21 protein-coding genes are annotated in these 21,372 nt (G+C 31.2%); 15 read left to right on the top strand and 6 right to left on the bottom strand.

Annotation, left to right across the window (positions count from 1 at the left end; translation table 11 throughout):
* Window positions 1-56: 56 nt before the first annotated feature.
* Window positions 57-713, bottom strand: coding sequence for a DUF4397 domain-containing protein (locus CLRAG_RS05910; protein ID WP_065077541.1), 657 nt, complete (start codon window positions 711-713; stop codon window positions 57-59).
* Between the two features lie 77 nt (window positions 714-790).
* Window positions 791-1,270 carry a DUF4883 family protein gene (locus CLRAG_RS05905; RefSeq protein WP_065077540.1) on the bottom strand — a complete coding sequence of 160 codons (480 nt, stop codon included), beginning with the start codon at window positions 1,268-1,270 and terminating at the stop codon, window positions 791-793.
* A 321-nt stretch (window positions 1,271-1,591) separates the two neighbouring features.
* Here CLRAG_RS05905 and CLRAG_RS05900 point away from each other — a divergent pair, with 321 nt between their 5' ends.
* The gene (locus CLRAG_RS05900; protein WP_065077539.1) at window positions 1,592-2,416 is read left to right on the top strand and encodes a Cof-type HAD-IIB family hydrolase; all 825 of its coding nucleotides are present in this window, start codon (window positions 1,592-1,594) and stop codon (window positions 2,414-2,416) included.
* A gap of 66 nt (window positions 2,417-2,482) precedes the next feature.
* Window positions 2,483-2,743 (top strand): metal-sensitive transcriptional regulator, encoded by a 261-nt coding sequence (locus CLRAG_RS05895; protein ID WP_083985568.1) that lies wholly within the window; start codon window positions 2,483-2,485, stop codon window positions 2,741-2,743.
* A gap of 12 nt (window positions 2,744-2,755) precedes the next feature.
* On the opposite strand, the gene CLRAG_RS05890 is transcribed toward CLRAG_RS05895, so the two are convergent.
* Both CLRAG_RS05890 and CLRAG_RS05885 read right to left on the bottom strand, forming a co-directional pair.
* On the bottom strand, window positions 2,756-3,232 hold the full coding sequence (locus CLRAG_RS05890) for a threonine/serine exporter family protein (protein ID WP_207644787.1): 477 nt from the start codon (window positions 3,230-3,232) through the stop codon (window positions 2,756-2,758).
* On the bottom strand, window positions 3,229-3,999 hold the full coding sequence (locus CLRAG_RS05885) for a threonine/serine exporter family protein (protein ID WP_065077537.1): 771 nt from the start codon (window positions 3,997-3,999) through the stop codon (window positions 3,229-3,231). The genes CLRAG_RS05890 and CLRAG_RS05885 overlap by 4 nt, the downstream gene beginning before the upstream one ends.
* Before the next feature lie 214 nt (window positions 4,000-4,213).
* Here CLRAG_RS05885 and glyA point away from each other — a divergent pair, with 214 nt between their 5' ends.
* A complete protein-coding gene (gene glyA / locus CLRAG_RS05880) occupies window positions 4,214-5,458 on the top strand; it encodes a serine hydroxymethyltransferase (RefSeq protein WP_065077536.1) in 1,245 nt (414 codons plus the stop codon).
* 250 nt (window positions 5,459-5,708) lie between these two features.
* Here glyA and CLRAG_RS05875 read toward each other — a convergent pair whose 3' ends face one another.
* Together CLRAG_RS05875 and CLRAG_RS05870 are read right to left on the bottom strand one after the other, a co-directional pair.
* Complete coding sequence (locus CLRAG_RS05875; RefSeq protein WP_242872094.1) at window positions 5,709-6,494, bottom strand: amidohydrolase family protein; 786 nt, start codon at window positions 6,492-6,494, stop codon at window positions 5,709-5,711.
* A 50-nt stretch (window positions 6,495-6,544) separates the two neighbouring features.
* Window positions 6,545-6,946: a MerR family transcriptional regulator gene (locus tag CLRAG_RS05870; RefSeq protein WP_065077535.1), complete on the bottom strand. Its 402-nt coding sequence runs from the start codon at window positions 6,944-6,946 to the stop codon at window positions 6,545-6,547.
* 167 nt (window positions 6,947-7,113) lie between these two features.
* On the opposite strand from CLRAG_RS05870, the gene CLRAG_RS05865 reads away from it, so the two are divergent.
* The 12 genes from CLRAG_RS05865 to hisF all read left to right on the top strand — a co-directional run bounded on the left by CLRAG_RS05865 (window position 7,114) and on the right by hisF (window position 21,371).
* Window positions 7,114-7,356, top strand: coding sequence for a hypothetical protein (locus CLRAG_RS05865; protein WP_065077534.1), 243 nt, complete (start codon window positions 7,114-7,116; stop codon window positions 7,354-7,356).
* 173 nt (window positions 7,357-7,529) lie between these two features.
* Window positions 7,530-11,300, top strand: coding sequence for a phosphoribosylformylglycinamidine synthase (locus tag CLRAG_RS05860; RefSeq protein WP_065077533.1), 3,771 nt, complete (start codon window positions 7,530-7,532; stop codon window positions 11,298-11,300).
* 545 nt (window positions 11,301-11,845) lie between these two features.
* The gene (locus CLRAG_RS05855) at window positions 11,846-13,042 is read left to right on the top strand and encodes a glycosyltransferase family 39 protein (RefSeq protein WP_154104951.1); all 1,197 of its coding nucleotides are present in this window, start codon (window positions 11,846-11,848) and stop codon (window positions 13,040-13,042) included.
* 170 nt (window positions 13,043-13,212) lie between these two features.
* Complete coding sequence (locus tag CLRAG_RS05850) at window positions 13,213-14,064, top strand: DegV family protein (protein ID WP_065077723.1); 852 nt, start codon at window positions 13,213-13,215, stop codon at window positions 14,062-14,064.
* Between the two features lie 204 nt (window positions 14,065-14,268).
* On the top strand, window positions 14,269-15,447 hold the full coding sequence (locus CLRAG_RS05845) for an ATP phosphoribosyltransferase regulatory subunit (protein WP_065077531.1): 1,179 nt from the start codon (window positions 14,269-14,271) through the stop codon (window positions 15,445-15,447).
* 15 nt (window positions 15,448-15,462) lie between these two features.
* A complete protein-coding gene (gene hisG / locus CLRAG_RS05840; protein ID WP_065077530.1) occupies window positions 15,463-16,122 on the top strand; it encodes an ATP phosphoribosyltransferase in 660 nt (219 codons plus the stop codon).
* Window positions 16,123-16,133: 11 nt separating this feature from the next.
* On the top strand, window positions 16,134-17,438 hold the full coding sequence (hisD, locus tag CLRAG_RS05835; protein WP_065077529.1) for a histidinol dehydrogenase: 1,305 nt from the start codon (window positions 16,134-16,136) through the stop codon (window positions 17,436-17,438).
* A gap of 30 nt (window positions 17,439-17,468) precedes the next feature.
* Window positions 17,469-18,053, top strand: a complete 585-nt coding sequence (gene hisB / locus CLRAG_RS05830; RefSeq protein WP_065077528.1) for an imidazoleglycerol-phosphate dehydratase HisB — start codon at window positions 17,469-17,471, stop codon at window positions 18,051-18,053.
* A gap of 103 nt (window positions 18,054-18,156) precedes the next feature.
* Window positions 18,157-18,765 carry an imidazole glycerol phosphate synthase subunit HisH gene (gene hisH, locus CLRAG_RS05825; protein ID WP_065077527.1) on the top strand — a complete coding sequence of 203 codons (609 nt, stop codon included), beginning with the start codon at window positions 18,157-18,159 and terminating at the stop codon, window positions 18,763-18,765.
* A 25-nt stretch (window positions 18,766-18,790) separates the two neighbouring features.
* Window positions 18,791-19,504, top strand: a complete 714-nt coding sequence (gene hisA / locus CLRAG_RS05820) for a 1-(5-phosphoribosyl)-5-[(5-phosphoribosylamino)methylideneamino]imidazole-4-carboxamide isomerase (protein WP_065077526.1) — start codon at window positions 18,791-18,793, stop codon at window positions 19,502-19,504.
* A gap of 27 nt (window positions 19,505-19,531) precedes the next feature.
* The gene (gene hisC / locus CLRAG_RS05815) at window positions 19,532-20,605 is read left to right on the top strand and encodes a histidinol-phosphate transaminase (RefSeq protein ID WP_065077525.1); all 1,074 of its coding nucleotides are present in this window, start codon (window positions 19,532-19,534) and stop codon (window positions 20,603-20,605) included.
* Between the two features lie 4 nt (window positions 20,606-20,609).
* Window positions 20,610-21,371 (top strand): imidazole glycerol phosphate synthase subunit HisF, encoded by a 762-nt coding sequence (gene hisF, locus CLRAG_RS05810; protein WP_065077524.1) that lies wholly within the window; start codon window positions 20,610-20,612, stop codon window positions 21,369-21,371.
* Window position 21,372: the final 1 nt, after the last annotated feature.

Here is a 21,372-nt window from a genome sequence, read left to right as displayed (position 1 = left end):
TTCTGTAGTTATGAGTAGAAAAAATAAAAAATTTAGTATAAGCTTATATATCGTTTTTAATGTAAATAACTGTTGCCATCTAGAGGAATTAGAACTTGAAGTTTAGGATCACGTGATACATTACCTACGGCATATACGCTGTAAAATCTGTTTGAAATAATTCTGATGTTTGGAATATAAAGAACTTTTTTACCAGAATCAAAGGTAAATACTTCTAATGTATATTTGCCAGGCCTTACAGGAAGATATTTAGTAATTCCTTTATAGGATACATTTGGAAACAATACATTTCCATTAGGCAATTTTACATCTACACTAGGTGCGTCTGGGGAAAGATGGACAAATCTTATAAAAGCTTTACCTGGTATCTTAGGACGTCTTACATCTTCTATAGATAGTAAACCCATATTTGGATAATTGCCTATAGAAGAAATAGTAAATATTTTTCCAGCAGGTATAGGCAACCTTTTATCCAAAATAGGATTCAAATTATTTCCTGATGGGAAAATTTTTATGTTGTATACCCCTGAAGGCACACTTACATAATCAGAGAAAGATTTATAGGTTAAATTTTTGAAGATACGTCTATCATTTAAATACACATCTATTGCAGGAGAATTAGGACTGGCATTTAAAAACCTTATATAAGAAATAGGATCTATTTCAGGCATTCTGTAAAAACTTTCATAGCTGTAATAAGGGCAAATAAACATTACAGTCACCTTTCATTAAATTGATACACTAATAATATATGTGTATTTTAGTATCTGTGATACAATAATAAAGTACTTTAATACTCATTGAAAATATATTTTCCCAAATAATATAAATTTAATGAAGCAGGTACTTTGCTCATATCTATATAATCTACAGGATAATTTCCATCCCAGGGATATATTGATAGATATTTTTCGTTATATACGTTTATCACCAGTTTTTCTTTATTAAAAGTAAAATAAATTATGTAGGCAGTTTTTTGTGGAAGGTCTTTTGGTTTATTTATAAAACTGGTCTTATTTAGATACTTTAACATGTTTTTTATATCTGTAATATTTTCATCCTTTAGTTCTGTTTCGTTGTGAAAATTATTTTCTTCTATAATGCATTTTAGAGAGGAAGACATAGTAAGATTTTTAGCAAGTAAATTGGTATAATAAAAGTTGTTAGGTTTTTTTGTAGAAAACATGTAATTATCTAATTTATAACTGCATCCTGAAAATGTAATAATTATAATTAAAAGTGTACTTAAAAACATAAAAATTTTTTTCATTTATATCACCTGACAAAAGTATTCTAGATAAAGTTATGTTTGCATTTTGCAGTTTATACCATATAAGATAAAAATTAAAGAGTTATATCAAGTGATTCTTAGGTTCAGATGAAGTTTGCTTATAAGGATGACTTTCTCCAGTTGAACCTTATTAACAGTATTCTTAGTGTCTTTAGCACTTAGAATACGTTATCCTTTAGGGTAAGAGCTTATCCAGGCGCGTAGCAGTGCTTATCTCCCACTTTCGTAGAAGGTGGGGGGTTAGCAATGGTAGCGATCGGATAAAAAATTTTTATAGTTAAAAGGAGAGATGGGATACCAATGAATTATAAAATCATTGCAATGGATATGGATGGTACGCTTTTAAATGATGATAAATCTATATCGGAATATAATGAAGAAATGATACATAAAGCGATGAAATCAGGTGTTAAGGTGGTTATATCGTCTGGCAGACTTCCTGTAACATTAGGATTTTATATAGATACAATATTTAAAAATCAGCCTGTAATATGTTGTAATGGAGCTATAATACTTGATGAAAATAAAAATATTATAAAATCAAATTTATTAGACAAAGAGGCTATTCTAAAAGTTATAGACATTTTAAGAGAAAAAAAGGATACATATTATTATTTTTACAGTGACAGTATACTATATAGTGAAAGAGTTAGTCATGCCACAAGAAAGTTTTATGGATTTAATGAGAAGATGGATAAAAATTTTAAACTGGAAATAAAAATTATAAAAGATTCTAAAGAGTTCATACAAAACAATGGTTCATGTATAAATAAAATAGTAGTAATAGATAAGGATATAGATTATTTAAATGAGTTGAGAGAAAAGATAAATAAAGTATCTAAAATTGATACTACAAAATCAGATATACATAACATTGAAATAATCAGTAAAGGTGTTTCTAAGGGGAGTGGATTGAAGTTCTTGGCAGATTATTACCACATACCTCTAAATGAATGTATAGCTGTGGGAAATGATGAAAATGATGAAAGTATGATAAAAGAAGCAGGTCTTGGAATTGCTGTGGCCAATGCCAGGGAGTTTTTAAAAAAGTCTGCAGATTATGTGACAGAAAAGGATAACAATAATGGAGCAATAGGTGAAATTATAAAAAAGTTTTTATATTAAGTCAAAATTTTATATGTGCGAAAGCTGAGAGTTTTATTATTCTGAATTATATTAGGAGTGATATTTTTGAAAGAAAAAAAACAAATTCAAACTAGATTGAAAAAGATAGAGGGACAGATAAAGGGTATTGAAAAAATGATTGAAAATGATATGTGTTGTAAGGATGTTTTAATACAAATTGCAGCAGTGAGAGCAGCAGTAAACAAAGTGGGAGGGTTGATGATACAAAACTATGCAAAAACCTGTCTTTTTGAAGAAGGGGACACGAGATGCAAGAGTGAAAAAATAGAGTCTTTAGTATCAACCCTCACTATGTTTTTAAAATAGAGATAGCTATATTTAACAATGCCATTTAAATTTTTTATCCTTAAACAATTTCTTTTTAAAAAGTGAAGAAGCTTTAAAGACAGAGGATACAAAAAATACACCTACGGCTATAGTTCCTGCAGTAGCCAGTGTTTTAAGACCGGTTGAAAGGGAAGCATTTATGTTGCCTTGTATAGATTGAAGCATTGCGTTATACATACCTCCTCCAGGTACTAGAGGAATAATTGCCCCTATGACGAAAGTTGTTACAGGTGTTTTTAGCATACGAGCCATTATTTCAGAATAAGTAGATGCAAATACTGAAGCTATGAAAAAGCAAGCTGCATTTGAAGAACTTATATGGGAGGAGCTAATTAAATATACAAACCAGGTTAACCCACCTCCTAGGGAGGTAAATATTAAATTTTTACCTCGTACATTCTCTAGTATATTAAAACCAAGGGTGGCAATTAAAGTATATACAGAATTTATTATTATACTTGTTATCATAATTTAAATCCTCCTAAAATAATCCACAATCGCAATATAACACCAGTACCGGCTGCAATTGCTACTGCAACTAAAAAAGCTTCTAGTCCCCTTGAAATTCCCGAGATTAAATCTCCTGATATTGTATCTCTTATAGCATTGGTTATTGCAAGACCAGGGACTAATAGCATAATAGAACTTATTATTATGGTATTAGTATGGGATGCTATATGAAGTTTAGTACACATAAGTGCTATTAAGGCAGCAGTAGCTCCACATATTATGTTTATGAAAAATTCATTTGTCTGAAGAGAATTGAGACCTGTGGAAATCAAGCTTATAAGGCAGCCTATAATAAAAGATATTATGAAATCTACTATATTACCTCCATAGGCTAGACAAAGAAAACTTACGGCAACTCCAGAGAACAGAACATTTGCTCTAAAAGGATAAGGTTTCACTGAATCTATTTTAGACAACTTGTTCTCAATTGAATCTAGAGTATAGCATTGGTCTTTAATATGTCTGGAAACGTTGTTTACTTGGGATATTTTTTCTAAGTTTAAGGTTCTTTGCTTTACTCTTTTTACAATCGATATAGTCTGATTATATTCATCTGATGCTGAAACTATAATTACATTCAAAGTTACAAAAGCATCTACATCACATATGTCATAACTTTTACATATCCTGGTTATAGTTTCTTCTACCCTATATATTTCAGCTCCACTTTTTAGCATTATTTTTCCCGCATAAGCAGCCAAATTTATTATTCTATTTATATCCATGCTTAATCTCCCTATACCAAAAATAAACTATGCATTTATATAGCATAAAAATTCTATCACCTTATAGCAATAATGGCAATACTGGAATATTAAAAACTATACTTGTGTAAAAGGAACTTATAAAGTAATATATTAATAAAGTTAAGCACTAGACAGTATAATTCTTTATTATAGGTAATTATACTGAAAATTTTTTGAAAAAGGAGAGAAAAAAATGGATTTTAGTAGCCTTAAAAATGGAGACAATGCTGTTTATCAAATAATCAAAGAAGAGTATGGAAGACAGGAAAATGGTATAGAACTTATTGCATCAGAAAATTTTACTAGTAAAGCTGTAATGGAAGCAATGGGTTCTTTTCTTACAAATAAATATGCTGAAGGGTATCCTGGAAAAAGATATTATGGAGGATGCTTTGTAGTTGATAAAGTTGAAAATTTAGCTAAAGAGAGAATGAAAGAACTATTTGGAGGAGAACACTTTAATGTTCAGCCTCACTCAGGGTCACAGGCTAACATGGCAGTTTACATGTCAGTTTTGAAACCAGGGGATACGGTTATGGGGATGAATTTAAGTCATGGAGGCCATTTAACTCATGGAAGTAAAGTTAGTTTTTCAGGAAAATTATATAATTTTGTTTCTTATGGGTTAAGCAAGGAAACAGAGAGAATTGACTATAATATGATAAGGGAGCTGGCACTTAAACATAGACCTAAGATGATAGTTTCTGGAGCAAGCGCTTATTCAAGAGAGATAGATTTTAAGACAATAAAAGATATATGTGATGAAGTTGGAGCTTATATGATGGTAGATATGGCTCATATTGCAGGATTAGTTGCAGCAGGAAAGCACATGTCACCAGTACCTTATGCAGACTTTGTTACTACTACTACACATAAGACACTTAGAGGACCTAGGGGAGGAGCTATAATTTGTAAAGAAAAATATGGTAAAGACCTTGATAAAACTATATTTCCTGGAATACAAGGGGGACCTTTAATGCATATTATAGCAGCTAAAGCAGTTTGTTTTGGTGAAGCATTAAAAACTGAATATAAAGACTACATAGACCAGGTTGTTAAAAATGCAAAAATTTTGGGAAAAGAACTTGTAAAATATGGATTTAGACTTGTAAGCGGTGGAACTGACAATCATCTTCTTTTAGTAGATCTCACAAATAAAAATATAACAGGAAAGGACACTGAGGAAATCCTAGAAAAAGTAAGCATAACAGTAAATAAAAATGCAGTTCCTTTTGATAAATTGGGGGCAAATATTACAAGTGGAATTAGAATAGGTACTCCAGCGGCAACTACAAGAGGCTTTAAAGAAGAGGAAATGAAGAAAATAGCTTATTTTATAAACAGTGCTGTAGAGAACAGAGATGGTGATCTTTCTAAAATTAAGGAAGAAGTAGTTGAACTATGTCATAAGTTTCCTCTATATAATGTGAATTTATAAACAGAGTTCTTGTCATCAGATGGAGTTTTAACTCCATCTGATGCTTATTAACAGGCGTCTTAGTGCTTTAGCACTTAGAAGGCGTTACCCTTTAGGAAAAATCGTTATCCAGGGACGCAGCTGATCGCAACGTAAACTTGGAGAAAAGCAGATATCCCAAATCTTTGATTTGGTGATAGTCGCTTTCGCTGTGTGCAAGCAGATATTCCAAATCTTTGATTTGTGCGGCTAATTTCATATATAGTAAATATTACATAAGGCTTAATATATTTTCACCTAGCACTAATTGCTTTTTACCATTATCTTCAATTACTGCTTCTACCATAGTTCTTGATGCTAGGGGATTTCCCCAGGGAGCATCCGAACTAAATAGAACTCTTTCTGGAAGTGCTTCCACAGCTAACTTTAACGCAATAGTTGCATAAACTGCAGATGTATCTAAATATATATTATTTATTTCCTTGGCAATTTCAATAGTATCAAGCCAGTTAAGTCCTCCCATATGGCCAAGTATTACAGGTATATTTGGATTTAATTTAGCTAAATTTGCTATACCTTTTATGTCACTTAAAGTTAAAGGACTAAAGGTGTGAATCCATATAGGTATTGGCTTAAAATTGTTCATTGAGTTGAATACAGTTTTAAGTAAGTTCGTACATCCAGAAGCAAGAGTAAATTCACCAATACCTATAAAGTTGTTTCTTATAATTTGATCTTCAATAAAATAGCTAGTTTCATCTTCCGAAATACCAACTGGAACACTTCCAAATCCCTTGAACCTCTTAGGGGTGTTTTTTACAACTGAAGCTAATTCTTTATTTATAATTTTCCTTGATTCTAAAGAATTTGTATTACCAACTAAGATATTGTTTAAAGCTAATATGCCATTTTTAACTTCACCTACTGTTTTAGCACCTTCTGGGTGTATTGATGTGGCAAATAAAATAGTTAAATTAACCTTTGCTTCATCCATCATCTCAATTTGTTTTTTTGTAGGTAGTATTACATGTTCATGGCTGTCTATAATCATTTTCATCTATCCCTTCTATATATTGTATATAAAGAGGATAAACCTTAGAGTCGACTCTAAGTCAATGGTGATTTTAAAATTTTTTTATAGATATTTCTCCTGTCTATAGAAACTTCGATTAGTTTATCTAATTCTTCTCTTTCCCTTTTTAGCTTTTGTATGTGAGTGTCCAATATATTTAATCTTTTCTGAATTATATCATGTATATTTAAACCATTTTTAAAATCTTTTATCATACAGCCTTCTTTAATGATTTCCTTGATATCATCAAGTGACATTCCTATTTTTTTGAAAAATATCAAACACTCTAGATACCTTATATCTGATTCTGTAAATATTCTAACTCCATTTTTGTTTCTTTTTAACCATGGTAAAAATCCTATCTTTTCATAATATCTTATGGTATAAGAGGTGAGACCTGTTGCATTTGAAACATCTTTTATGGAATAATATTTCACTATAATTACCAACCTTTCTGATATTTCAATTATACAATAGTTTGTTGAATACTCAACTTTCACACATATAGTATATTGTTTAAAATTGAAATAATATTTTATTATGTTTGTACATACAATTTATATTAAAGGAAGTATAAAGGAAGTATAGTGGGGAGGATATTATTATGATAAAAAGAGGAAGTTTAATTGAAGTGGAAAATACAAAATATTATGATGGTGGACAAATAATTAAGGTATTTTCAAGAGGTGCATGTTTAAGAGATTGTGAGATGGGAGAACAGGCAGAAATAATTACTTTTACAGGACATGTAATTAAGGGCATAGTTTCCAAAAATAGATGCTGTTATAATAGGCATTATAACTTAGGTAAAAATGTAAAGGAAGTATTATCAATTAAGGTTCATTAAAGATAAATAAACTAGCATAGTAGCTAGTTATTTTTTTAATATGATTAATGTAAAATATAATAACTTATAACTATATTATTCACAACGATATATATATATGATATAATATGTACGAACTATTATGACAAAAATGCAAAAAACGTTCGAAAAATAAGTAATGAGGAGAGAGTACAATGAGTGTTAAAAGACTATTTGTAGAGAAGAAAAAAGGATTTGACATAGAAGCTCAAGGCCTTATGAAAGATATTAGAGAAAGCCTCAATATTCATGATTTAGAAAATATAAGAGTAGTAAATCGTTATGATATAGAAAATATTGATGATAGTGAATATGAAAGATCAAAGTATATAATATTTTCAGAGAAAACTGTAGATGAAATATATGAAGAAGAATTACAAGCTGAAACGAATGCTAAAATTTTTGCCGTAGAATATCTTCCAGGTCAGTATGACCAAAGAGCTGACTCTGCATCTCAATGTATTCAAATATTAACCCAGAGTGAGAAAACTCAGGTTAAATCTTCAAAAGTATACTTACTTTATGGAAACATATCTAAAGAACAATTTATGAAAATAAAAAATTATTGTATAAATCCAGTAGATTCCAGAGAAGCTTCTTTGAAAAAAATAGATCATTTAAGTGAAAAATTAGACGCACCTTCTTCTGTAAAAGTTTTGGATGGATTCATAGAAAAAAATGATGATGAGTTAAAGGACATTTTAAATTCACTTGGTCTTGCTATGAGTTTGGAAGATTTGATTTTTTGTAGAAATTATTTCAAAGAACAAAAGAGAAATCCTACTATAACTGAAATTAAAGTTATAGACACATATTGGTCAGATCACTGCAGACATACTACTTTTACTACCGAATTAAGTAAAGTATCCATAGAAGACGGAAAGTTTTCCAAACCTATAAAAAAATCCTATGAAAATTACTTAAATTTAAGAGATGAGATATATGGGGAAAACAAAAAAACTGAATGTCTTATGGATCTAGCTATTATTGGAATGAAAAAGCTCAGAAAAGACGGTAAATTAAAGGATTTAGACGAATCAGATGAAATAAATGCCTGCAGCGTAGTTGTAGATGCTGATATAAATGGAAAAACTGAAAAATGGCTCGTAATGTTTAAAAATGAAACTCATAATCATCCTACAGAGATAGAACCTTTTGGAGGAGCGGCAACTTGTCTTGGAGGAGCGATTCGAGATCCTCTTTCTGGAAGATCTTATGTCTATCAAGCTATGAGAGTTACCGGAAGTGGTGATCCTAGAACTAAAATAGAAGATACTATAAAAGGAAGGCTTCCTCAGAAAAAAATAACTTTAGGAGCAGCTTCGGGATACAGTTCTTATGGAAATCAAATAGGTCTTGCAACAGGTATGGTTTCTGAAATATATGATGAAGGCTATAGGGCAAAGAGAATGGAAATAGGTGCTGTAATAGGTGCAGCTCCGTTTGAAAATGTAAAAAGGGAAGAACCAAAACCTTCTGATGTGGTAATACTGTTAGGAGGAAGAACTGGAAGAGACGGATGTGGAGGAGCAACTGGATCTTCTAAGAAACATACAGAAACATCACTTATTACCTCAGGAGCTGAAGTGCAAAAAGGTAATCCTGTTACAGAGAGAAAAATTCAAAGACTTTTTAGAAAATCAAAAGTGAGCAAGATGATAAAAAGATGTAATGATTTTGGAGCAGGTGGAGTTTCTGTAGCTATAGGAGAACTTACAAGCGGGCTTAAAATAAATCTGGATTTAGTTCCTAAAAAATATGAAGGATTGGATGGAACGGAACTTGCAATATCGGAGTCTCAAGAACGTATGGCTGTAGTTGTATCAAAGGAAGATGAAAAGAAATTTATAGAATATGCATCAGAAGAAAATCTTGAAGCTACTACAGTAGCAGAAGTTACAGATGACGATAAACTTAAAATGTACTGGAAGGGAAAACTTATTTTAGATTTAAGCAGAGAATTCTTAGATACTAATGGAGTTAGAGCAACTACAGAAGTTGTTATAAAAGCCCCAGAAGAAAATAGTTATTTTGAGAGCAGTAAGCAATACAAGAATATGAATGACGGCGAGATTTTAAATAAGTGGATCGAAACACTAAAGAATTTAAATGTATGCAGTCAAAAAGGACTTGTAGAGAGATTTGATAGCACAATAGGTGCTTCTACTGTATTTATGCCTTTTGGAGGAAAGTATCAAGATACACCAATAGAAGCTATGGCTGCAAAATTACCGGTATTAGATGGTGAAACAAATACAGCTACTTTAATGAGTTTTGGATATAATCCGGATATAGCTAAGTGGAGTCCATTCCATGGAGCTTTGTATGCGGTAGTTGAATCTGTAGCTAAAATTGCAGTTTCAGGTGGAGATGTTAATAGTATAAAGCTAACTTTTCAGGAGTATTTTGAAAGACTAGGTAAAGAACCTATTAGATGGGGAAAGCCACTTTCAGCCCTTTTAGGAGCATTACATGCTCAGAGAGAATTTGAAATAGCAGCGATAGGTGGAAAAGACAGTATGTCTGGAAGTTTTAAAGATATGGATGTACCACCTACTTTAGTATCTTTTGCTGCAGCACTTGGGGAGGCAGATAAACTTGAGTCTCCTGAATTTAAAGGATACAGAAATAATGTAATACTTTTGAAATCCTCTAAAGATGAATTTGAATTACCATATTTTGAAGAACTTAAAAAAATGTATAGTGTTGTAAGTTCTATGATAAGAAAAGGCGAAATATTAGCAGCTTCTACTGTTAAAACAGGAGGAATATGTGAGGCTGTAAGTAAAATGAGTTTTGGAAATAGGATAGGAATGAAATTTACAGAAACTATGAAGGGCGAAGAAATTTTTGCACCAGATTATGGTTCCATAGTTGTGGAAATGGATCCATCTGTAGACTTTGAAAAGAGCTTTAAGGGGCTTTCTTATAAGATTCTTGGTGTTACCCAAAAGGAACAAAGTATCAGTGTAAATGGAATTGAAATGAATATTTCAGATATGATAGGATATTGGGGAAAAACTTTGGAAAGTGTATTCCCTACACATACTGAAGTTGAAGATAAAAAAATAAAGTTTGAGCGTTTTGAAAGCAGACATAAAAATTCTCCAGTTGTGAAAGCTTCTGTACCTAAGGTTATTATACCTGTATTTCCTGGAACTAATTGTGAGTATGATTTGGGAAGGGCTTTTAAAAATGCAGGAGCAGAAGTTGATACTGTTGTAATTAAAAATTTAACTGGAAATCAGATAGAAGAATCAGTAGATCGAATAGTGAGCGGAATAAATTCGTCTCAGATTATAATGCTTCCAGGTGGATTTAGTGCAGGAGATGAACCAGATGGATCAGGAAAGTTTATTGCTACTTTTTTTAGAAATCCTAAAATAGCAGAAGCTGTAATGGAACTTTTAAATAAGAGAGACGGACTTATACTTGGAATATGCAATGGCTTTCAGGCACTTATAAAATTGGGATTGTTACCTTTTGGAGAAATAAGGAATATAGATGAGTCATGTCCTACCCTTACGTATAATAAAATAGGAAGACATGTATCCTGTATAGTAAATACTAGAATTGTTTCAAATTTGTCTCCATGGTTTAGCAATGTATCTGTAGGGGATGTACATTCAATACCTGTTTCCCATGGAGAAGGAAGATTTATAGCAAGTGATTCTGTAATTAAGGGTTTAAAAGATAAAGGTCAAATAGCTACACAGTATGTAGATTTTCAAGGAAATCCAAGTTATGACATAAAGTTTAATCCAAATGGATCATGTTTTGCTGTAGAAGGTATAACAAGTCCTGATGGAAGAATACTAGGAAAGATGGGACATTCAGAAAGAATTGGAGAAAGTGTTATAAAAAATGTTCCGGGAGTAAAAGACCAAAAGTTATTTGAAGCAGGTGTAAATTACTTTAAATTGTAGGTTTTAAAGTTGAAAATTGATGATTAAAAATGAACAGTAAACAAGGATTTTTATCCTCTATGTTGAGGAAATCTTAAATTTGAGATTTATTGATATTTCATTTATCTGATGGCTACCTGCTGTAACACTCCCACTTCTATCAAAGTGGGAGATAACAGTAGCTACGCCCCTAGATAATTCATCTAAATTTAGTGGGAGAACAAACTGCCACTAAGTAAGATTCATTTATAAAGAGAGTTCACAAATTGTGTTCTCTCTTTATTTTATCCATATTTATTAATATGCAGAGAAAAGATTTTAAATATTGGCTGGTTATTTTCATAGGACCGATTAAGCAAATTATAGATTTTCTCCTGATGCTTAAGTAACAAAACTGTTAGCTTTCTGTTATGTTATTCTATGGCTTAGAATTCTAAAAAAAGCTAATATATATATAAACATTTTAAAACAAATTTTTGGATTACTTATATTAAAGTTAGGGAGATGGTGAATAATTGAATATAAAGAAATTCATTTTTAAAAATGAAAATTATTATAAAATTGTAATGATCTTAGGAATGATATTATGCATATTATGGATATTGCTTGTGGACACAAAACCATATTCGGATTTTGACTATTATTATAGACTATCAGTAGATATAGCAAATGGTCTTCCATGGGGGGATACTTATACATCAGTTGGATATTGTATGCTTCTTGGTGGAGTTTTTAAACTTTTAGGGTCAGGTTTATTTAAGGCAAAGCTTTTTAATTTATTTTTAACTTTTGCAAGCTATATACTGTTTTATGGTGTTATAAAAAAAATAAATTTAAAAGAAAGAGATAGAAAGATAATATTTGCATTATTTGTTTTTATACCTAATAACATATTTTATAATAGTTTGGTGGCGACGGAGTCCTTATTTACTACTATACTTATTTTTATTACTTTTATATACTTTAGAGATATTAAACATAAGTATTTTTACATAGGTTTGCTTGTGGGATTAAATGCATTGGTAAAGCCTTTTTTTATTGCCTATTTCTTTGTTATACTTTTATTGGAATTATTAATAGAGAAAAAAATTATTGCTTCTATAAAAAATTCATTAATAGTTTTGATAGTTTGTGCTATCACTATAGCACCATGGATATACAGAAATACAAAGCTTATAGGTCAATATACTTGTATATCTAATAATAAGGGAATTGTCCTATATATAAACAATAATTCTCAAAATAAGATGGGGAGATGGATGCCTGCAGATCAAGTAGAAAATTCTATTGTGAAAACAGAGGAATACAAGAAGGCTAATATGACGCAGAAAAATAAGATGCTCACAAATGCGGCTAAAAAATGGATAAAGTCTCATCCAATGAAATTTATAGAATTAGGTTTCAAAAGATTATGTAATGTATATTTTCTGGGAGATGACATACTTTACAGTACTCATGGAAGCAATATAAGCAGTGCTGCCGAAGCTAATTTATTTGCTTTTACTAATAGTATTAGAAACGTGATTTTTGTGCCAGCTATAATATATATATTAATTTATAGTATGGCAATTTTAAAAGCTATATGGAAAAGAAAAACCCATCTTTTAAATAAATATACTGTATACAATATAATATTGTTTTATATGTTTACATGTGTATATTTTATAACAGAAGGACAGGGAAGATATGCTTTTCCGGAAATATTTATAATGATATACTGTTTTTATTATTCTATAAAGCCTTTAACATATAGGAGTTATTAACTTTATATTTTTAAATCTCAATTATGAAAAATTTGTTTTAAATTTGCATATGTTAGTATAGCTAATACAATATGTTTTTGATATAATATTATATGGAAACATATGTAAAGAAATTATGAGGTAGATAAGATATTATATTGGGGGAGATATTGGTGGCAATACCTATAATCATGACGGATGCATCCTGTGATCTGCCAGGAAGCTTTATGGAAAAAAATAATATACCATTTTTGGGGTTGATGTGTCATTTCAAAAACAAAGATTATGAGGACAATTTTGGTAAATCCTTAAGCTATGAAGAATTTTATAAGGGCCTTGAAAATGGAGAAATTCCATATACATCACAGATAAATGAATACAGGTTTACTGAAAAATTTAAAGAATTGCTAAAACAGAAAAGGCCTATCATATACATAGGAATGTCATCTGGAATAAGTGGAACTTTTAACAGCTCAAAACTAGCAAAGAATGCAATTTTAAGCGAATTTGAAGACGCAGATATAACTTTGATAGACAGTAAAAGTTCTTCTATTGGACTTGGAATTTTAGTATACTACGCTTGCAAGATGGCACAGCAAGGTTTAAGTAAAGATGAGATTGTAAATTGGGTAAACAATAATATGCTAAAGATGAATCATTGGTTTGTGGTAGAGGACTTAAAGCATTTAAAGAGAGGCGGTAGAATATCTTCATCTAAAGCTGTTATAGGTACTCTTTTGGATGTAAAGCCTATTATATACATTGAAAATGAAGGAGAACTTAAAAATGTAACCAATGTTAGGGGAAGAAAAAAAGCTATAAAATACCTGGTAGAAAGATTTAGAGAAAGAGCCTTAGATAATAAAAATCAGGTTATAGGTATATCTCATGGAAATTGTATAGAAGACGCAAAGCTTTTAAAAAATATAATAGAGAGAGAATTTCCTAATAATAAATTTATCATAAACACGTTGGGTATGGGTATGGCTGCTCACTGCGGCAGCGGAATGCTTTCACTTTGTTTTTTGGGAAATAAAAGATGATTGTATTGATTAAGGCATTTTCTTTCAAATGCCTAAATGAATATCGTAAATATAAGAAATTATTACTGTATTTAAATTCAGTAGTAATTTTTTTTGCAAAACATATTGAAATTTTATAAATTAACTGTTATTATATCAATAACGTTTAATTTATCACTACATCGAATTAAAGTGATGCTGTAGTAAAATAAGGAAGTGATACTTGTGACTAATTGGAAAAAGTATATACCTGAGGGAACAAAGGATATTTTGTTTAATGAGTGTGCGGAAAAAGTGAAGATAGAAAATATATTAAAAAAAATCTATATACAAAGTGGATTTATGGAAGTAAAATCACCAACATTAGAATTCTATGATGTGTTTAATGGGGAAAATGCAACTTTACCGCAGGAAAAAATATATAAATTGATTGATAACCAGGGAAGAATTTTGGCTTTGAGAGCAGATATGACTACCCCTATTGCTAGAATTGCAGGTACAAAATTGAAGGAAGTAGTTCATCCTCTAAGACTTTGTTATACTTCCAATGTGTATAGAGTCAGCGAAAGTTTAAATGGGAAAAATAGTGAGATAACTCAATCTGGTATTGAAATAATAGGCATAGAAGGTATCGGAGGAGACGCTGAAGTTATAGTAACAGGAATAAAGGCACTTTTAAGCTGCGGACTTGAGAATTTCAAAATAGAACTTGGACATGCAGAATTATTTAAAGCATTAGTAGATGGTGTAGATTTGGATTATGAAGAAAGAGAGAAACTTAGAAAGAGTATAAATAATAAAAATTTTACTGCTTTAAATAACATACTTCTTGAAAACAAAGATAAATTTGAAGAAAGTTCTTTAAAGTCTTTGGAAGAACTTCCTAAGTTATTTGGTGGAATGGAGGTAATTGAAAGAGCCTCTCATCTTATGGAAGATAACAAGAGAGCATTGAAGGCTTTAGAAAGTATAAAAAAGGTGTATGAGATTGTAAGGAGCATTGGTTTTGAAAAATATCTAGCTCTTGATTTAGGAATGGTACACAACATAGATTATTATACTGGCATAATATTTAGAGGTTATACTCATGGGTTTGGAGGAAATATATTAAGTGGAGGAAGATATGACAATTTGATAGCTCAATTTGGAGATGGTCAGCCTGCTACAGGATTTGCTATGGATGTAGATGGAATAATCACTTCACTTGAAGAAAATGGACAGTTGTGCTGTGAAAAAAATACTAAGGTTCTTGTATATTATGGAGGAGAAAACTTTGGAAAGGCTTATGAAAAGGCTGAAAGCTTAAGAAAGCAGGGTATAGTTGCAGAGTTAAGTCCTTTTAGGGATGAAAGTGAAGCAATAGAATATGCAGAGAAAAAAAATATGGAATTCACAAAAATATAGGAGCGGAGAATTGATATGTCAAATATGAAGAGGGTAAAAATAGCCTTAACTAAGGGTAGAATTGAAAAAGAAGCTGTAAATATATTTCAAAGGTCAGGTATAGATTGTAGTGAAGTTATAAATAAAGGCAGGAAGCTTATATTTCACAATGAAGAAGACAATATAGATTTTGTGCTTGTGAAGGCTCCTGATGTGCTCACTTATGTAGAACATGGAGTAGTTGATGTTGGCATAGTTGGAAAAGATACTTTACTGGAACAAAATAGAGATTTTTATGAGGTACTGGATTTGGGTTTTGGAAAGTGTAAATTTTCTGTAGCAGGGCCTAAAAATTCTAATTTTTATTCCGGATATAATAGAAAAAAGATTGCTACAAAATATCCCAACGTAGCTAGAAATTATTTTAGAAAATTGGGACAGGATGTGGAAATTATAAAAATAGAAGGTTCTGTAGAATTGGCTCCTATACTGGGACTAGCAGATGCCATAGTTGATATAGTGGAAACTGGAACTACTTTAAAGGAAAACGGACTGGTGGTTTATGAAAATATATGTGATATAAGTGCCAGAATGGTAGTAAATGTAGCTAGCATGAAGATGAAGAAAAATGAAATAGAGGACATAATAAATAGAGTTGAAATGCAGATAAAGGTAGAAGACATATTGACAAATTAGGAGGAAAATTCATGGAAGATAAAATTGTAAAGACAGTATATTTAGATACGGAAGGAGGAAGCAAATATTTAAAAAATTTTAGAAATATAGAAGAGAGTATACAGGAAGATGTAACTTTAAAAGTTTCTAAAATACTTGAAGATATAAAGAAAAATGGAGATGAAGCTCTTCTAAAATATACAAATTTATTTGATAGTAAAGAAGTTACTAAAAGTAATATAAAAGTGACACAAGAAGAAATAAAAAAAGCCTATGAGTTTGTAGAAGATGAGTTTATAGATGCATTAAAAACTGCAGCGGAAAACATAAAATTTTTCCATGAAAAGCAGAAGAAAACCTCCTGGATAATTACAAAAGAAGAAGGAGTAGTACTTGGACAGCAAATTAGAGCACTGGAGAATGTAGGAATATATGTACCGGGGGGAACAGCTGCATATCCATCCTCAGTTTTAATGAATGCAATTCCTGCAAAAGTAGCAGGAGTTAAAAATTTGCAAATGGTAACTCCACCTTCAGAAGATGGAGGTGTAAATCCTAATATTTTAGTAGCTGCTGATATAGCTGGAGTAGATGAAATATATAAGGCAGGAGGAGCACAAGCTGTAGGAGCACTTGCTTTTGGAACAGAAAGTATTTCTAAAGTGGATAAAATAGTGGGACCTGGGAATATATTTGTAGCTATGGCAAAAAAGAGCGTATATGGCCAGGTAGATATAGATATGATAGCAGGGCCAAGTGAAATACTTATAATTGCAGATGAAAGGGCAAAAGCAAAATATGTAGCAGCAGATTTGATGTCACAAGCAGAACATGATGTACTTGCATCTGCAGTACTTGTTACAACGTCTAAAGAATTGGCAGGAGAAGTAAAACTGGAACTTGAAAGACAAGTACAATCTTTGGAAAGAAAGGATATAATACTAAAATCTCTGAAAGATCGCGGAGCCATAATTATAGTAGACAGCATAGAAGAAGGCATAGATGTGGCAAATGAAATAGCTCCAGAACATCTGGAATTATGTGTTGAGGATCCTTTTTCCATACTTGGAGATATAAAAAATGCAGGTTCCATATTTATGGGAGATTTTGCACCGGAACCTCTTGGAGATTATATGGCAGGACCAAATCATATACTTCCTACGAGTGGAACAGCTAGGTTTTTTTCTCCCCTTTCTGTAGATGACTTTATAAAAAAATCAAGTTTTACTCGCTATTCCAGGGAGGCTCTCTCAAAAATAGGAGACAAAATTATAAAGCTGGCAGAAACAGAAGGACTTACAGCTCATGCAAATTCAATAAAAGTTAGAACTAAGTAGTAAATATTTCATTAAAAGAAGGTGTTTTGTTTGAGGATAGGAGAACTTTCTAGAAAGACCTATGAAACTGATGTAAATGTAAAAATAAATTTAGATGGCAGTGGAAAATACAATATAGATACGGGAATAGGATTTTTTAATCATATGTTGTGCATGATAGCAAAACATGGGATGACAGACCTTGATATAGCTGCTAAAGGTGATCTTGATGTGGACTTTCATCATACCATAGAGGACATAGGAATTGTCATAGGAAAATGCATAAAAGATTCCCTAGGAGATAAAAAAAATATAAAAAGATATGGAACATTTTTTATACCAATGGATGAAAGTCTTTCAATGGTATCTATAGATTTAAGCGGCAGACCTTATTTAGTATTTGATGCTGATTTTAAAACTGAAAAGGTAGGAGAAATGGATACGGAATTGGTAGAAGAATTTTTTAGGGCAGTTGCTTTTAATGCAGAAATGACACTTCATATAAAGGTGATCTACGGAAAAAATACACATCATATGATAGAAGGAATATTTAAGGCATTTGGTCATGCACTTAAAGAAGCAGTATGTATAGATAGCAGTATAAATGGAATAATGTCTACGAAAGGAACTATATAAATAAATTAATAGTTAAGAATTAATAATTAATAGTGAGTGGAAAGTTGATGAAGAAAATTATCCATAATTGTGCATTGTGCATTGAAGAAAGGGGTGTGTAAAATTGATTTCTATTGTAGATTATGGTATGGGAAATTTAAAGAGTGTTCAAAAGGCACTTAAATATATAGGAGCAAACAGTAAAATAACTTCAGATCAGTGTGAAATAGAAAAAAGTGAAGCAATTATACTTCCTGGGGTAGGTGCTTTTCCCGAGGCTATGAAGAATTTGAAAAAGAGAAATTTAGATAAAGTGTTAAAAAAGGAAGCAGAAAGCGGAAAGCCTTTTATGGGAATATGCCTTGGAATGCAGCTCTTATTTGACATAGGAGAAGAAATAGAAGAGTGTGAAGGATTAGGCTTGATACCAGGAAAAATAACAAAATTATATGGAGATATAAAAATACCACATATGGGATGGAATAATTTAATAATAGATAAACAGTGTAAAATTTTAGAGGATGTAGCTGAAAATAGCTATGTATACTTTGTGCATTCATTTTATGGAGAATTAAAATCTAAAGAAAATTTAAATGCCTATAGCACTTATGGAGAAATAAATATACCAGCTGTTGTAAGTAAAGATAATGTTTATGGAGCTCAGTTCCATCCAGAAAAAAGTGGTGACATAGGTATTGGAATGCTCAAAAATTTTGTGAAGATAATAGCTTAATTGGATAATTTAAGGGGGCTTTTATATGTTGATACTTCCAGCTATAGATTTAAGAAATGGAAAATGTGTTAGATTGTATCAAGGAAAATTTGAAAAATCGGAGATAGTAGGTGAGGATCCAGTAAAGGTAGCACTGGGTTTTAAAGAAAACGGTGCAGAGTATATTCATATGGTGGATTTAGATGGGGCACTTGATGGAAAAGTAAAAAATATGGAAGTCATATCAAAAGTAATAGACACAAGTAAGATTCCAGTAGAGTTTGGTGGAGGCATAAGAGATATAGAAACTATAGATATGCTTATAGAAATAGGTGTGTCCAGAGTAATACTTGGAACTGCAGCTTTAAAAAATCCTGATTTTGTGAAAAAAGCACTAAAAAAATACGGAGAAAAAATAGCAGTGGGAATAGATGCAAAAAATGAGAAAGTTGCAGTGAATGGATGGCTTAATGTAAGCAGTGTCCATTACATAGATTTTGCAAAACAAATGGAGGACATAGGAGTTAAAACTATTATTTTTACAGACATAAGTAAAGACGGAACGCTAAAAGGACCTAATTTAGATCAACTCTTTAAAATTCAAAACAGTGTAAACTGCAGGATAATAGCTTCTGGCGGAATAAAAAACATAGATGATTTGAAAGATATAAGTAAAATGGACATTTACGGTGCTATTACAGGCAAAGCTATATATTCTGGAAACATAGATTTAAAAGAAGCGATAGAAATTTGCAAATAAAAATTAAGGCAGAAGGTGGAATGAATCATGAGTAAGTATTGGAGTGAAATTACAAAGGGTGTAGAGCCTTATGTGTGTGGTGAGCAGCCTAAGGATAAAAAATATGTTAAGCTAAATACCAATGAAAGTCCTTATCCACCATCCCCTAAGGTAATTGAAGCAATAAAAAATGAAGCAAATGAAGATTTAAGGTTGTACCCAGATCCAGATTGCGATAAGTTAAGGGACGTTATTTCCAAACACTATGGTTTAAATAAAAACCAAATTTTTATAGGAAATGGGTCTGATGAAGTTCTGGCTATGTCTTTTCTAACTTTTTTTAATAAGGATGAAACTATAATTTTTCCGGATATAAGTTACAGTTTTTATCCTGTATATGCTAATTTATATAATCTAAATTATAAGCTTGCAAAGTTAAATGAAGATTTTTCAATTCCATTTCATGAATTTCTAACTGAAAATGGAGGAATAGTAATTCCAAATCCAAATGCACCTACAGGAAGATGTCTTGAAACCAAAAAAATTGAAGAAATTTTAAAATATAATCAAAATAAAGTAGTCATAATTGATGAAGCTTATGTGGATTTTGGAGGAAACTCTGTAGTAGGTCTTATAAAAAACTATCCTAATCTTTTGGTAGTACAGACATTATCTAAATCACGTTCTTTAGCTGGAATTCGTGTGGGATTTGCACTTGGACAAGAAGATCTCATAAATGGACTGAATAGAATAAAGAATTCTTTTAATTCCTATACTGTAGACAGAGTTTCAAATGCAGCAGCAATAGCAGCTTTTGAAGACCAGGATTATTTTGAAAAGTGTGTTAATAAAGTAATAAATACGAGAGAGACAACTGTAAATAAGTTAGAAAAAATGGGCTTTAATATTATACCTTCAAAATCAAATTTCATTTTTATAACCCATGCTAAATATGCTGCAAAAGAACTTTTTACAAAGTTAAGGGAAAAAGGAGTTCTTGTAAGATATTTTAACAAGGATAGAATAGACAATTACCTAAGGGTAAGTATAGGATCAGATGAAGATATGAAATTTTTTATAGATAAAATTAAAGAAATAATAGATGAGATAGAGAGGAGCTAAGATTTTGCTTACAAAAAGAATAGTTCCATGTTTAGATGTGAATATGGGAAAGGTTGTTAAAGGAATAAACTTTGTTGACCTACAAGATGTAGGAGATCCTGTTGAAATAGCTGAACACTATAATAGACAGGGAGCAGATGAAATAGTATTTCTGGATATTACAGCTACTCATGAAAAGAGAAAAACCATAATTGATTTAGTAGAAAGAACTGCAGAAAAAGTGTTCATACCACTTACAGTGGGTGGTGGAATATCTCAGATAGATGATTTTAAAAACATACTTAGAGCAGGTGCAGATAAAATATCAATAAATTCTTCTGCTATAAGGAATCCTAACTTAATATATGAGGCAGCAGACAAATTTGGATCACAGTGTGTAGTAGTTGCAGTGGATGCTAAAAAAAGGGATTCGGGAGATGGTTGGGATGTATTTATAGAAGGCGGAAGAAAAAATACAGGAATAGATGCATTAAAGTGGATTAAAAAGGCAGAAAGTTTAGGCGCAGGCGAAATACTTTTAACTAGTATGGATGCAGATGGTACTAAAAATGGATATGATATAGAACTTACAAGAACTGTAACTAATTTGGTAAATATTCCAGTAATAGCTTCAGGAGGATGTGGCTCTTTAAATGACTTCTATGATGTATTTAATGATGCAGGAGCAGATGCAGCCCTTGCAGCTTCACTTTTCCACTATGGAGAGCTTACTGTAGGTGAAGTTAAACAATATTTAAAAACTAAGGATATACCAGTGAGGGTATAAA

Origin of the sequence: Clostridium ragsdalei P11, from assembly GCF_001675165.1 — a bacterium.
In the GTDB taxonomy this organism is placed as follows: domain Bacteria; phylum Bacillota; class Clostridia; order Clostridiales; family Clostridiaceae; genus Clostridium_B; species Clostridium_B ragsdalei.
The sequence above is the reverse complement of the archived record's forward strand: the minus strand, read 5'-3'. Positions and strand labels throughout refer to the sequence as shown.